Below are 13,194 nucleotides of genomic sequence, written 5' to 3' on the forward strand. Positions count from 1 at the left end.
GTTCCCATCGGGGGGAGGCGTTAACCGTTTAAGCCAGGAACGTCCGCAGGTGTCCAAGGTTACCGGTCACGCGCAGAGCTCAGGAGACGCCGGGTGGGGAGGTGGAGTCTCTGATCACGAGCTGGCAGGGCATTTTGTGCACCCCGGGCGTGGCCTTGCCGTCGATCGCCGCGAACAGGTGTTGCGCCGCCGTCCGCCCGAGCAGCTCAAGGTTCATGTCGACCGTCGTCAGCGCCGGCCGGGTCTCCGTGGACAGCACCTCCCAGTTGTCGTAGCCCACCACCGCGATGTCGTCGGGCACCCGCCGCCCGCGCTCGCGGGCGGTCTCCACGAAGCCGGCCGCGATCTGGTCGCTGCCGCAGAACACCGCGTCGATCTCCGGCTCGGCCATCAGCAACATCTCGGCGGCGTGCCGCCCCCACCGCTGCGACCACGCTCCGGACAACGTCTGCCCGGCCTGCTCCAGGCCGGCCTCCGCGAGCGCCAGGCGCAGCCCCTCCTCGCGGTCGCGGGCCGCCTTGTAGTGCGCGGGGCCCGTGACGTGCGCGATGCGGCGGCGGCCCAGCGCCAGCAGGTGGTTGACGGCCATCGTGGCCGCCCCCACGTCGTCGGGCACGAACGACACGTCGGCGGGGTCGTCCGACGAGCCGTAGGCGTACACGACGGGGATCGGCAGGTCCTTGCTCACCGAGGGGCGCGGGTCGGTGCTCTCGCCCACCACGATCAGCCCGTCGACCCGGCGTGACAACAGCGCGCGCACGTGGTGCTGCTCCCTGATCGCGTCGCCGCGCGCGTCGCACAGCAGCACGGCCATCTCGCCGGCCCCGAACGCGTCCTCCGCGCCGAGCAGCACCGGGATGCCGAACCGTCCGGCGCTGTCGGACGTCAGCAGCCCCACCGTGCGGGTCTGCCCGGACAGCAGCCCTCTGGCCAGGGCGTTCGGCTGGAAGGAGAGCTCCGCCGCGGCGGCGAGCACCCGCTCGCGCGTCGCCGCCCGCACATCCTGGCGCCCGTTGAGCGCCTTGGACGCCGTGGCGATCGAAACCCCCGCCAGCGAGGCCACATCGTTGATGGTCGCCCGCTTGCTCGCCATGTCTCGAAACCCTTTTCGTCACCTGTGAACTGCGTAGCACCCTAACACCCATTGACATGGGGTCATGTTTCTTCTACGTTTCCGAAAACCTTTAAGCTCAGGAGCCCATCATGAGACGAAGGCTGGCCGGGATCTCACTCCTCGGTGTGTTAACGCTCACAGCAGCGGCCTGCGGCAGCGGCGGCGGCTCGCAACCGGCGGACGGTCCCGTGACGATCACCATGTGGACCCGCGCGGCCACCCAGGCGCAGAGCGAGCGCCTGGTGAAGGCTTACAACAGCAGTCACAAGAACCAGGTCAAGCTCACCGTCATACCGACCGACAACTACCAGCCGCGCATCGCCGCCGCGGCAGGCGCCAAGCAGCTCCCCGACGTTTTCGCGGCCGACGTCATCTTCGTCCCGAACTACACCTCCCAGGGCCTGTTCATGGACGTCACCGACAGGATCGCGGCCCTGCCGTACAAGGACGCGCTCGCGCCCTCACACATGAAGCTCGGCACCCTCGACGGCCGGCAGTACACCCTCCCGCACACGCTCGACCTGTCGGTCTGGTTCTGGAACAAGGACCTCTACACCAAGGCCGGGCTCGACCCGGAGAAGGGGCCCACGACCCTGAAGGAGTTCGCCGAGCACGCCACCACCATCCAGGACAAGCTCGGCAAGTACGGCGAGGTGCACGGCACCTTCTTCGGCGGCAACTGCGGCGGCTGCTACGTGTTCACGTTCTGGCCGTCGGTGTGGGCGGCCGGCGGGCAGGTCATGAACCCCGAGGGCACCACCTCGCTCAACGATCAGCCGGCCATGACCGAGGTCTTCAAGATCTACCGCGAGCTGTACGAGAACAAGGTCACGGGCCCGACGACCAAGGAGGAGCAGGGGCCGACCTGGACCGGCTTCTTCCCCAAGGGCGAGATCGGCGTGATGCCGATGCCCTCGACCATGCTCGGCCTGATGCCCGAGGACATGAAGATCGGCGTCACCGCGATCGCCGGGCCCGACGGCGGCGAGTCGACGTTCGTCGGCGGCGACTCCATCGGCGTCTCCGCCACCTCCGAGCACGCGGACGCGGCCTGGGAGTTCCTGTCCTGGACGGTCTCCGACGAGGCGCAGGTCGAGATCATGGCCAAGAACAAGGACGTGGTCGCGCGCACCGATCTGGCCGGAAACACGTACTCCGCCGAGGACCCGCATGTGGAGCTGATCAACTCGCTGGTCGCCAGGGGGCAGACGCCGTACGCGCTGCGCTTCGGCCAGACCTTCAACGACCCGCAGGGGCCGTGGTTGCGGCTGGCCCGCGAGGCCGTGTTCGGCGACGCGTCGAAGATCCCCCAGCTCAACGCCGAGATCACGAAGTCGCTGCAACAATGACGGTGACGAGCATGAGATCCGGCACACGATCCGGGCGGCGGCCGGCCCACGGCGCGCCGCCCGCCCGGTGGCGGAGCAGGAAGGCCCAGGGCTGGTTGTACGCGGCCCCGACCGCCGTCATCGTGGGCGTGCTGTTCCTCGCACCCCTGGTGCTGGTCGTCTGGATGTCGCTGAACCGCTGGCCGCTGCTCGGCCCGGCCCGGTTCAACGCCCCCGGCAACTACCTCAGGATCGCTGACAACGCGCTCTTCGTCGACGCGGTGTCCTTCACGCTCAAGTACACCGCGATCACCACGGTCCTGCTGTCGGCCGTCGCGCTCGGACTCGCCCTGCTCGTGCAGGAGCGCGGGCCGGGCATCGGCTTCTTCAGGACCGCGTTCTTCCTGCCGGGGGCCGTCGGCTTCGCCGCCGCCGGGCTGCTGTTCTACGGCATGCTGAACAACGACTTCGGCCCCATCGACCCCATGCTGCAGGCGCTGGGCATCACCAGCGAGCCGGTCAAGTGGATCGGCACGCCCGACATGGCGCTGTTCTCCACGATCGCGCTGGTGCTCTGGCGCTTCGCCGGGTTCAACATGCTCATCCTGCTGACCGGCCTGCAGGCGATCCCCGTCGAGGTCTACGAGGCCGCCAGGAGCGACGGCGCCGGCCGCCGGCAGATCTTCACCAAGATCACGCTGCCGCTGCTGCGCCCCACGCTGGCGCTCATGCTGATCCTCAGCGTCACGGGCTCGCTGCTGGCCTTCGACCAGTTCTTCGTCTTCACCAACGGCGGACCCGACAACAGCACGGTCTCCATGGTCATGGTCATCTACCGGGCCGCGTTCTTCCGCTTCGACCTCGGCGGCGCGGCGGCGATGTCGGTCGTGCTGCTCGTGGCCCTCGTCGGGCTCAACACGCTGATGATGCGGAGGCTTCGGTGAGCCGGTATCTCACGCTGTCCGCCCTGGCGGTGCTGTTCCTGTTCCCGCTGGCGTGGAGCGGGTACGCGTCGCTGGAGGAGCCGTCCAACTACCTGGAGATGGCGGTCTTCGGCGAGGGCGTCGGCACGTACGCGGCCAACAGCGCGCTGGTGTCGTTCATGACGGTGGCGGGCACGCTGGCCGTCTCGGCGCTCGGCGGCTACGGTTTCGCCCGCTTCGACTTCCCGGGCAAGAACCTGTTGTTCCTGGCCACGCTGGCGATCCTCATGGTGCCGTACGCGACGATCCTGATCCCGCTCTATGTCCTGCTCGGCTACCTCGGCCTGCAGAACTCCCTGGTCGGGCTCTCGCTCGTGTTCGTGATGTTCCAGCTGCCGTTCGCGTTGTTCATGATGCGCAACGCGTTCGAGGCGGTGCCGCGCGAGCTGGAGGAGGCCGCGCTGGTGGACGGCTGCGGCACGTTCATGGCCTTCTCCAGGATCCTGCTGCACGCCGTGCGGCCCGCGCTGATCACGGTGGGCCTGTTCGCGTTCCTCGCCTCGTGGAACGACTTCTTCGCCCCGCTCATCCTGCTCAACGACGGCGCGTCGTTCACCCTGCCGGTGGCCGTGGTCAGCATGACGTCGCAGACGATGGGCGCGATCGACTACGGCATGCTCCAGTCGGGCGTCATGGTCATGGCCATTCCCTGTCTCATCCTCTTCATCGTGCTGCAGCGCCACTACGTGCGCGGATTCATGTCAGGAGCTCTGCGTGGCTGACCCCGTCGTGCCCTCATCGGGCGTCCTCTCCCCGCTCGGCCTCGAGGCGGTACGGCTGTCGCCCGGTTTCTGGGGCGACCGGGTCGCGCTGAACCGCGAGGTCACCATCGCCCACTGCCAGGAATGGGAGGAACGCGAAGGCTGGATCGCCAACTTCCGCGGCGAGCGCCCCCGCAGGGGCAGGGAGTTCAGCGACTCGGAGATCTACAAGCTGCTGGAGGCCATGGCCTGGGCGGACCATCCGGGGCTGCCGGCGCTGGCGGAGACCGTGGCCCAGGCCCAGGAGGGCGACGGCTACCTCAACACCCGCTGGTCCGGCAGCCGCTACACCGACTTCGAGTGGGGCCACGAGCTCTACTGCTACGGCCACCTCATCCAGGCCGGGGTCGCCCGGCTGCGCACGCACGGCGAGGACCTGCTCACGCAGGTCGCCGTCAGGGCCGCTGACCACGTGTGCCGCCGCTTCATGGAGGGCACGGAGACGTGCGGGCACCCCGTGATCGAGATGGCCCTCGTCGAGCTCTACCGCGTGACCGGGACCGAGCGTTACCTGGAGATGGCCCGCCGCTTCGTCGACCGGCGCGGCCGGCCCGCGCTGGCCGACATCCCCTTCGGCCGCGGCTACTACCAGGACGACCTGCCCGTCCGGCAGGCGCGGGTGTTCCGCGGCCATGCGGTCCGCGCGCTCTACCTGGCTTCGGGCGTGGTGGACGTGGCCGTCGAGACCGGCGACGAGGAGCTGCTGAAGGCGGTCGAGGCGCAGTGGGAGCGCACGGTCGCGCGGCGCACCCACCTGACCGGCGGGATGGGGTCGCGGCACGCCGACGAGTCGTTCGGCGAGGACTACGAGCTGCCGCCGGACCGGGCCTACAACGAGACGTGCGCGGGCATCGCCTCCATCATGTTGTCGCACCGGCTCCTGCTGGCCACCGGCGACGCCCGGTACGCCCACCTGGCCGAGCGCACCCTGTACAACATGCTGGCCACAGGGGTCGCCCTGGACGGCCGGTCGTTCTTCTACGCCAACCCCCTGCAGGTGCGGGTGCCGGCGGTGCCGCTGGAGGGCGTCAACCACGCCCCCGAGGGCGGGCTGCGCTCGCCGTGGTTCGACGTGTCCTGCTGCCCGAACAACATCGCCCGCACGATGGCGTCGTTGCCCGCCTACGTCGCGACCTCCGCGGCCGACGGGATCCAGATCCACCACCTCACGCCGTCGGAGATCCGGCACGGGCGGCTGGCGGTCAGGGTCGAGACCGGCTACCCGTGGAGCGGCTCGGTGCGTGTGCGGGTGCTGGAGGGCGGTCCAGGAGGCATCACGTTGCGCGTGCCGGCCTGGGCCTCGGACGCGACGATCGTGCACGTGCCCGCGTCGTCCCCTGCGTCGTCTCCTGAGGCGCCGCTGCCCGACGGCCCTCTGACCAGGCCGGCGCCGCCCGGCTACGTCTTCGTGGAGGGGCCGTGGCGGGCCGGCGACGAGATCCGGCTGGAGTTGCCGATGGCGCCCCGGTGGACCTTTCCCGACCGGCGGATCGACGCGCTGCGGGGGAGCGCCGCGGTCGAGCGGGGGCCGCTGGTCTACTGCGCGGAGTCGGTGGCCGACGAGCCGCCGCTCGGCGACCTGACCGCGCGGGTCGAGCCGCCCGTGGAGTACGAGGGGGACGGCGTGGTCGAGCTGGAGGTGGCGGCGGCGCCCGGCTCAGGAGGCGACGGCGGCTGGCCCTACATGCCGGTCGCCGGCGGGCGGGCGGGCGGCCCGGATGTCACGCTGCGGCTTGTGCCCTACCACCGGTGGGGCAACCGCGGCCCCGCGACCATGCGTGTCTGGCTACCGATCTGACCTTGGAGATGCACCTGACGTAGAGAACTGACCCGTGAACATGGGGATTGTCAAGTTTTATGTAGTCTCTCCCTTATGTCAGATGATGGATTGCGTTTCGGCCGCCTCGGGCCGCTGACGGTGCGGGCAGGTGGACAGGTCGTCCGGCTGGCCGCGGAAAAGCCACGGCAGTTCCTCGCCACCCTGCTGCTCAACCCCAACCGGGTGACGCCGCTGGACACCGTGGTGGACATCCTCTGGCGGGGCCGGCCACCACGCTCTGCGATCGCCAACATTCGCACCTACGCCAGCTCCCTTCGCACCACGCTGGGCGGCATCGACAGGATCATCGGTGACTCGGTCGGCTACCGGCTCCGTGTCAGCCCGCACGAGCTGGACATGCTGACCTTCACCGAGCTGACACGGCAGGCGGAGTCGGCCCTTGCGCGGCACCGCCCGGAGATCGCCCTGGAGCTGAGTGATCGCGGCGGTCACTCCCGCCACGTTGCCGGTGCCGACCCGGGCCGCTGCGGAGATGGTGAAGGCGCCGAAGGACGACACCGCCTTTCCGCCCTCCCGGTCCGGCGCCGACTTCCGCACCACCGCCCGGAACATCTCCGGGAACATGCGGAACTGCACACCCTTGGACTGGATGGTGAAGAAAAGTCCCAGGAGTACGACCACGGGAATGAGCAAATATGTCCACAAACCATCAGTGATATCGGCGAGCGCAGCATCCATGGAAGTATCTCTTGCGTGTGAGAGGTGCCCATAAGAATCGAACGCGAAACCCGATGTACGCGCGGGGCGGATTCGGCATGTTAGCGATCCCCGATACAACGGTGATACATTGCGACACTTCAATTATTTTTGCAACGTTGAACGGTTCATTATGGCCGTGCCCCGCCGTGCAGGAAACGCGGCGGGGGCACAGCCGGAGGCCAGGAGGTGATCAGGAGGCGGTGCAGGTGTAGGAGCCCGCCGTGGTCGTGTCGTTGCCGGGACGGCCGGCCTGGAATCCGAAGCTGGTGGAGCCGCCGGCGGCCAGGCTGCCGTTGTAGCCCGCGTTCCGCGCCGTGACGGTCTGGCCGGTGACGCTCAGCGTGGCGTTCCACGAGCCGGTGACGGTGTGCCCGCTGGGCAGTGTGAAGGTGACCGTCCAGCCGCTGATGGCGGAGGAGCCGCCGTTGGTGACGGCGACCTGCGTGACGTAGCCGCCGCCCCACTGGCTCTGCACCGTGCCGGTGGCCGTGCAGCCGCCGCCGGGGCCGCCGCCGGACGACGTGGTGAACGTGGTCGTGGGGGAGTTGCCGGACAGGTTGCCCGCGCCGTCGCGGGAGCGCACGTACACCTCGTATTCCGTCGCGGCGCTGAGCCCGGTCAGTGTGATCGCGTTGGTGGCGGTCTGGCCGAGCAGGGCGTCGGTGCCGCCCTGCTCACGGTAGACGTTGTAGCCGGCCAGGCCGGAGCCGCCGGAGTCGGTGGCGGCCGTCCAGTTGAGGGTCGCGCCGCTCGCGGTCACGTTCGTGGCCGACGGGGTGCCGGGGGTGGTCGGCGCGGTGGTGTCGTCACCGGTGCCGCCGCCGAAGAACGTCGCCTCACGTGAGGTCTGCCCGATGCCGTTGGCGCCGTGGAAGATGCGCTCGCCCCAGGAGGTCAGGCTGGAGGCGTTGAAGTTGTTCACCATGTCGAGGTATTCGACGCCGCCGCCGTTGCCGCTCCACGACCAGCCGATGTAGCCGATGCCGCGCGACTGGGCCTCGGACATGATCGTGTTCTCGTCCGGGTTGCCGTCGGAGTGGTCGTGTCCGAACTCGCCGATCACCAGCGGCAGGCCGGCCGACTGGAAGGCGCCGAGGTAGGCGGTGATCTCGGAGGCCGTGTCGAAGACGCCGTACATGTGGATGGAGAAGACCGTGTTTTCCTGGGGGTCGGCGGCGGCGACGGTCCTGGCGTTGTCGCGCATGGTGAACTGCCAGTCCTGGCCCCAGTTGGGCGCGTCCACCATGAGCAGGTGGTCGAAGCCGAGGCCGCGCATCCGGGTGATCGCGTTGGTGGTCGCGCTGGTCCAGGCGGAGACGCCGTTGTTGCCGTAGGGCTCGTTGCCGATGTTGATGATGATGAAGTCTTCAGTGCCGGTGAGCGCGCTCCTGACGCTGCTCCAGTAGTCGACGGCCTGGCTGAGCGTGTACGCGCCGCTCTGCTCGCCGTATCCGGTCGTGTCGTGGTTTTCGAGCACGCATATTAACCGGTTCTGTCTGCAGAGGGAGACGACGTTGGCCACGTCGGATGCGTCGTTGGGGGTCCATCTGCCGCCGCTCAGCACCACGCGGACCGTGTTGGCCCGCAGCGACTTGATGCCGGCGAAGGAGCTGGTCTGGCTGGTGAACCAGGTGTGCGCGTGGCTGACGCCGCGCATGACGAACGGGTTCCCGTTGGCCTCCACGATCCTGGTGCCGCTGACCCGGAGCCCGGCCGCGGCGTGCGCGGGAGCGGGGGCGACGATCATCGAGACGAGGAGCGACAGGAACGCCGCGGCCACGAGCCCGAGCCGGTTGGTCATAAGGGTGCCTTTCCGCTGGGATTAACCGGTTATGTAACCGGCATGGTCTGCGGATTCGGCCCCCGTGTACAGCGACGGCCGGGAGGCGGCAGGCACACCCGAGCCCCGGGGAAGCGCCCTACATGGGAAGACGCCTCGCCTGGCCCGGCGCGTGCCGGCGGTCCCGGGGTGAAACTTTCATCTGAGCGTGGGCAGCCCGGCGGCCAGTGCCATGAGGGCGCGGACGAGGCTGGGCCGCAGCTGGGGGCAGTGCGCGGCGAGCTCGGGATCCTGGGCGTAGACCTCGGCCAAGGTGGGGGGCGGGTTGGCGGCGGGATAGAGCATGCCGGCCAGCCCCGCGGCGGCCGAGACGAGCTCCGCTCCCTCGGTGTCCGTCAGCCCCGTGGCGCGGCCGACCTGCGCACCCAGGCCGGCGACCGTGCGCAGCGCCGTGACCTTGAACTCGCGGGCCGCCGAGACCGACACGTTGTGCTCCAGGCTGGTGCTCAAATGACTGAGCAGGTCGCAGAAGAGCGGCTGATCGATGATCGTGTCCGCCAGCGCCGCCACCGCGCCGGCCGTGTCGCGGGCCGTGCGCAGCCGGTCGGTGACCGCGTCCGCCCACCGCTGCCACTCCTCGGAGGCGAGGACGAGGTAGATCTCCTCCCGGGTGCCGAAATAGCGCACGACGTTGGACTTCGCCAGCCCGACCGCCTCCGCGACCGCCCCCAGGCTGACGTTGCGCACGCCGGACGCGGCGGCGAGCTCGCGCGCGGCGGAAAGGATCGCCTCGCGCCGCTGCTGCTTGTGCTCAGGCCGCCTGGCCCGCAGGAAGGTCCGCGTCATCGTCGCCCAGCATACGACGCCCATCTAAAAGAACGCTGTTCTCTTGTTAAGGAAACATCGTTCTGTTAGCGTCGCCGGAGCAACGGTTCCGACGGAAGGAAGCGCGTGACCGAGATACGGATGCGGGTGAACGGCGCCGCCGAGTCCCTCGACATCGAGCCGTGGGTCAGCCTGCTCGACGCCCTGCGGGACCGGCTCGGCGTCACCGGCCCCAAGAAGGGCTGCGATCAGGGCGCCTGCGGTGCCTGCACGGTGCTCGCCGACGGCGTGCGCATCAACGCCTGCCTGGCCCTTGCCGTCCAGTACGACGGCAAGGAGATCACCACGATCGAGGGCCTCGCGTCCGGCGATGACCTGCACCCGTTGCAGGCGGCGTTCATCCGGCACGACGGGCTCCAGTGCGGCTACTGCACACCCGGCCAGATCTGCTCGGCGGTCGCCATGCTGGCCGAACACCGCGCGGGCATGCCCAGCGCCGTGATGGAGCGGCCAGGAGAGCTCAGCGAGGCGGAGATCAGGGAGCGCATGAGCGGCAACCTGTGCCGCTGCGGCGCCTACAACGGCATCGTCGACGCCATCAAGGACGTCGCGGGGCAGGAGGTACGGTGAAGCCGTTCGCTTACGTCAAGCCCGCCGACGTCGCCGGCGCCGTCCGCGCCGTCTCCGACGAGCCCGGCGCGAAGTTCATCGGCGGCGGCACCAACCTGGTCGACCTCATGCGCGAGGGCGTCGAGCGGCCCGACACGGTCGTCGACGTCACCGGCCTGCCCCTCGACACGGTCGACGAGCTTCCCGGCGGCGGGCTGCGGATCGGCGCGCTGGTGCGCAACAGCACGCTCGCGGCCGACGAGCGGGTGCGCGCCCGCTTCCCGGTGTTGTCGCAGGCGCTCCTCGCCGGGGCCTCGGCCCAGCTCCGCAACATGGCGACCGTCGGCGGCAACCTGCTCCAGCGCACCCGCTGCCCCTACTTCTACGACCACGCCGCCGCCTGCAACAAGCGCGAGCCGGGCGGCGGCTGCGACGCGCTCGGCGGGTTCAACCGGTCGCACGCCGTCCTCGGTGTCAGCGGCAGCTGCATTGCCTCGCACCCCTCCGACATGTGCGTGGCGCTGGCCGCGCTCGACGCCGTGGTCGAGGTGGAGAGCGTACGCGGGACGCGGCGCATCCCCATGACGGGCTTCCACCGGTTGCCCGGCGACACACCGGAGATCGAGACGGAGCTGGCCCCCGACGAGCTGGTCACGGCGGTGGAGCTGCCGCCCGTCCCGTTCGCGGCCCGCTCCCGTTACCGCAAGGTGCGCGACCGGGCGTCGTACGCGTTCGCCCTGGTCTCCGTGGCGGCGGCGCTGGAGGTGCGGGACGGCGCCGTGACGGCGGCGCGGCTGGCGCTCGGCGGCCTCGCGGCCAAGCCATGGCGGGCGCGCGAGGCGGAGCGGATCCTGCTCGGCGGGCCGGCCGGCGAGGAGCCCTTCACCCGCGCGGCCGAGGCCGAACTCGCCGGGGCAGACGTCCGGCCGGGCAACGCGTTCAAGGTCCACCTGGCGCGCGCCACGATCGTGGCCACGCTGCGCGAGCTGAACACCGGAGAGGGCACGGCATGACCACGAAATACGCCGAGACCGAGCAGCGGCAGGCCGCCGTCAAGCACGTCGGACGCCCGGTCGACCGGGTCGACGGCCGGGCCAAGACCACCGGCGAGGCCCGCTACGCGGCCGAGCACCGCTACCCGGGGATGGCCCATGCCGCGCTCGTCCACGCCACGGTCGCCCGGGGCCGCATCGAGGCCGTCGACACCGAGGCCGCGCGGGCCGTGCCCGGCGTCATCGAGGTGCTCACCCACGAGAACGCCCCGGCCATGAAGCCGGCACCGAAGTCCAGCCTGATGAACCCCAGCTCGCTGGCCTCCGGCACGACGGTCAACTACCTCGCCACGGACGAGGTGCACTGGAACGGCCAGCCGGTGGCGGTCGTGGTGGCCGAGACGCCCGAGACCGCCACGCACGCGGCCTCCCTGGTGCGGGTCGCGTACCGCGAGTTGCCCGCCGTGGTGGACTTCGCGGCCGAGGAGCCGAACGCGGTCCAGCAGAAGGGCAACGTGCTCCAGCCGGCCGCCGGCGACAAGGGCGACGCGGTGGCCGCGCTCGCCGCCGCGCCGGTGTCGGTGGACCTGCGCTTCACCACGCCGCCGGAGCACCACAACGCGATCGAGCCGCACGCCACGATCGCCGTGTGGGACGGCGACCACCTGACCGTGCACGAGAGCACACAGACCATCGCCTGGCTGCGCGCGCACCTGGCGCTGAGATTCGGCATCCCCGAGCGCGCGATCAGGGTGCTGTCCCCCTACGTGGGCGGCGGGTTCGGCGGCAAGGGCCCAATCTGGGCGGGCACGCTGCTCACCGTGCTGGCCGCCCGCGAGACCGCCCGGCCCGTACGGCTGGCCCTCACCAGGGAGGGCGTCTACCGCACGGTCGGCGGCCGGACCCCCACCGTGCAGCGGGTCGCGCTGGGCGCCGACAACGACGGCGACCTGACCGCGCTGATCCACACCAGCGTGACCATGAAGGGCCGGATCGGCGGCATGCCCGAGGGCGTGGTCTCGCCCTCCCGGCACCTCTACGACGCCGCCACCATCCACCTGCGGCAGCGCCTCGTCCAGCTCGACCTGCTCGCCAACACGGCCATGCGCGCCCCCGGCGACTCCGTCGGCTCCTTCGCCCTGGAGTCGGCCATGGACGAGCTGGCCTGCGAGCTGGGCATCGACCCGATCGAGCTGCGCATGCGCAACGAGCCCGCGCGCAACCCGATGGACGGCAAACGGTTCACGCACCGGATGTTGCGCGAGGCGTACGAGGTGGGGGCGGAGCGCTTCGGGTGGCGCGAGCGCGATCCCAGGCCCGGCTCCATGCGGGACGGGCGCTGGCTGGTCGGCATGGGGGTCGCCACGGCGTACCACCCGTCGTTGATGTTGCCGGCCGACGTCACCGTGCGGCTGGCCGCCGACGGCGGGGTCGTGGTGCGGTGCGGTCTGCAGGAGATCGGGGTCGGCGTGGCCACCGTGCAGGCCCAGATCGCCGCGGACGAGCTGGGTGTGCCGCTGGAGGTCGTGCGCGTGGAGATCGGTGATTCCGAGCTGCCCACGGGGCCGGGCGCGGGCGGGTCGGTGCAGACGGCCAGCGCCGCCGCCGGGGTGCTGGAGGCGTGCCGCAAGCTCAAGGAGTCGGCGCTCGCGCTGGCGCGGCGGGCGCCTGACTCGCCGTTGCGCGGGCGCAGGCTGGACGACCTGGAGGCCCGGGACGGCGGTCTCTACCACGGCGGGCGCGGCGAGACGTACGCGGCGATCCTGGCCCGCGCGGGGCGCGACCACCTGGAGGCGGGTGGGAGGACGGGCATGCTCAAGTTCCTGGCGAAGACCCTGAACGAGCGCAGGCGCTGGGTGAAGGCCGCGAGCGGCGCCCACTTCTGCGAGGTGCGGGTCGACCGGGACACCGGCGAGGTACGCGTGTCGCGCTGGCTGGGAATGTTCGACGTCGGCCGGGTGATCAACGCGAAGACGGCGGCGGCGCAGCTGCGCGGCGGCATCGTGATGGGCATCGGCATGGCGCTGTCGGAGGCGACCCAGGTGGACCCGCGCACCGGCCGCATCATGAACCCGGGCCTGTCCGAATACCACGTCCCTGCGCACGCCGACATCCCCCGCATCGACGTGCGCTGGCTGGACGTGCCCGACCCGACGATGCCCCTGGGGCTGCTCGGGATCGGGGAGGTGGGCATCACCGGGGTCGCCGCCGCGGTCGCGAACGCCGTCAGGCACGCCACCGGTAAGCGGGTCCTCGACCTGCC

At 70.5% G+C, this 13,194-nt stretch carries 11 protein-coding genes; 7 read left to right on the forward strand and 4 right to left on the reverse strand.

All coding sequences use genetic code 11. The features are described 5' to 3' along the window. Positions 1-79: 79 nt before the first annotated feature. The gene (locus tag E1294_RS16415) at positions 80-1,093 is read right to left on the reverse strand and encodes a LacI family DNA-binding transcriptional regulator (RefSeq protein ID WP_132509387.1); all 1,014 of its coding nucleotides are present in this window, start codon (positions 1,091-1,093) and stop codon (positions 80-82) included. A 110-nt stretch (positions 1,094-1,203) separates the two neighbouring features. On the opposite strand from E1294_RS16415, the gene E1294_RS16420 reads away from it, so the two are divergent. From E1294_RS16420 to E1294_RS16435, 4 genes are read left to right on the forward strand one after another with little or no spacing between them, the layout of a single operon-like run. After that, the gene (locus E1294_RS16420) at positions 1,204-2,463 is read left to right on the forward strand and encodes an ABC transporter substrate-binding protein (protein WP_132509388.1); all 1,260 of its coding nucleotides are present in this window, start codon (positions 1,204-1,206) and stop codon (positions 2,461-2,463) included. An 11-nt stretch (positions 2,464-2,474) separates the two neighbouring features. Continuing rightward, entirely contained in the window at positions 2,475-3,386 is a 912-nt protein-coding gene (locus tag E1294_RS16425; protein WP_246083054.1) for a carbohydrate ABC transporter permease, read from the forward strand. Then, the gene (locus tag E1294_RS16430; protein WP_132509390.1) at positions 3,383-4,147 is read left to right on the forward strand and encodes a carbohydrate ABC transporter permease; all 765 of its coding nucleotides are present in this window, start codon (positions 3,383-3,385) and stop codon (positions 4,145-4,147) included. The genes E1294_RS16425 and E1294_RS16430 overlap by 4 nt, the downstream gene beginning before the upstream one ends. Continuing rightward, positions 4,140-5,984: a glycoside hydrolase family 127 protein gene (locus E1294_RS16435; protein ID WP_132509391.1), complete on the forward strand. Its 1,845-nt coding sequence runs from the start codon at positions 4,140-4,142 to the stop codon at positions 5,982-5,984. The genes E1294_RS16430 and E1294_RS16435 overlap by 8 nt, the downstream gene beginning before the upstream one ends. A 78-nt stretch (positions 5,985-6,062) precedes the next feature. Here the strand turns inward: E1294_RS16435 and E1294_RS58065 are convergent, their stop codons facing one another. The 3 genes from E1294_RS58065 to E1294_RS16450 form a co-directional block, all read right to left on the reverse strand. Beyond that, entirely contained in the window at positions 6,063-6,704 is a 642-nt protein-coding gene (locus E1294_RS58065) for an alanine:cation symporter family protein (RefSeq protein WP_132509392.1), read from the reverse strand. A 211-nt stretch (positions 6,705-6,915) separates the two neighbouring features. Further along, positions 6,916-8,526, reverse strand: coding sequence for a cellulase family glycosylhydrolase (locus E1294_RS16445; RefSeq protein ID WP_132509393.1), 1,611 nt, complete (start codon positions 8,524-8,526; stop codon positions 6,916-6,918). Between the two features lie 177 nt (positions 8,527-8,703). After that, positions 8,704-9,351 (reverse strand): TetR/AcrR family transcriptional regulator, encoded by a 648-nt coding sequence (locus E1294_RS16450; RefSeq protein WP_132509394.1) that lies wholly within the window; start codon positions 9,349-9,351, stop codon positions 8,704-8,706. 120 nt (positions 9,352-9,471) lie between these two features. Between E1294_RS16450 and E1294_RS16455 the strand changes: the two genes are divergently transcribed. From E1294_RS16455 to E1294_RS16465, 3 genes are all read left to right on the forward strand, one after another. Then, the gene (locus tag E1294_RS16455) at positions 9,472-9,960 is read left to right on the forward strand and encodes a (2Fe-2S)-binding protein (RefSeq protein WP_220447776.1); all 489 of its coding nucleotides are present in this window, start codon (positions 9,472-9,474) and stop codon (positions 9,958-9,960) included. Then, positions 9,957-10,952, forward strand: a complete 996-nt coding sequence (locus E1294_RS16460) for an FAD binding domain-containing protein (protein ID WP_132509396.1) — start codon at positions 9,957-9,959, stop codon at positions 10,950-10,952. The genes E1294_RS16455 and E1294_RS16460 overlap by 4 nt, the downstream gene beginning before the upstream one ends. Then, positions 10,949-13,194: xanthine dehydrogenase family protein molybdopterin-binding subunit (locus tag E1294_RS16465; protein ID WP_132509397.1), on the forward strand; the 2,246-nt coding region annotated here is incomplete at its 3' end. The genes E1294_RS16460 and E1294_RS16465, both read left to right, overlap by 4 nt.

The sequence above is a fragment of the Nonomuraea diastatica genome (genome assembly GCF_004349015.1).
GTDB classification, from domain to species: Bacteria; Actinomycetota; Actinomycetes; order Streptosporangiales; family Streptosporangiaceae; genus Nonomuraea; species Nonomuraea diastatica.

What these genes read in the sequence shown, in the direction of transcription:
- E1294_RS58065 (WP_132509392.1), bottom strand. Translation starts at nt 6,704, where the DNA reads ATGGATGCTGCGCTCGCCGATATCACTGATGGTTTGTGGACATATTTG.
- E1294_RS16415 (WP_132509387.1), bottom strand. Translation starts at nt 1,093, where the DNA reads ATGGCGAGCAAGCGGGCGACCATCAACGATGTGGCCTCGCTGGCGGGG.
- E1294_RS16450 (WP_132509394.1), bottom strand. Translation starts at nt 9,351, where the DNA reads ATGACGCGGACCTTCCTGCGGGCCAGGCGGCCTGAGCACAAGCAGCAG.
- E1294_RS16445 (WP_132509393.1), bottom strand. Translation starts at nt 8,526, where the DNA reads ATGACCAACCGGCTCGGGCTCGTGGCCGCGGCGTTCCTGTCGCTCCTC.
- E1294_RS16425 (WP_246083054.1), top strand. Translation starts at nt 2,475, where the DNA reads ATGAGATCCGGCACACGATCCGGGCGGCGGCCGGCCCACGGCGCGCCG.
- E1294_RS16420 (WP_132509388.1), top strand. Translation starts at nt 1,204, where the DNA reads ATGAGACGAAGGCTGGCCGGGATCTCACTCCTCGGTGTGTTAACGCTC.
- E1294_RS16455 (WP_220447776.1), top strand. Translation starts at nt 9,472, where the DNA reads ATGCGGGTGAACGGCGCCGCCGAGTCCCTCGACATCGAGCCGTGGGTC.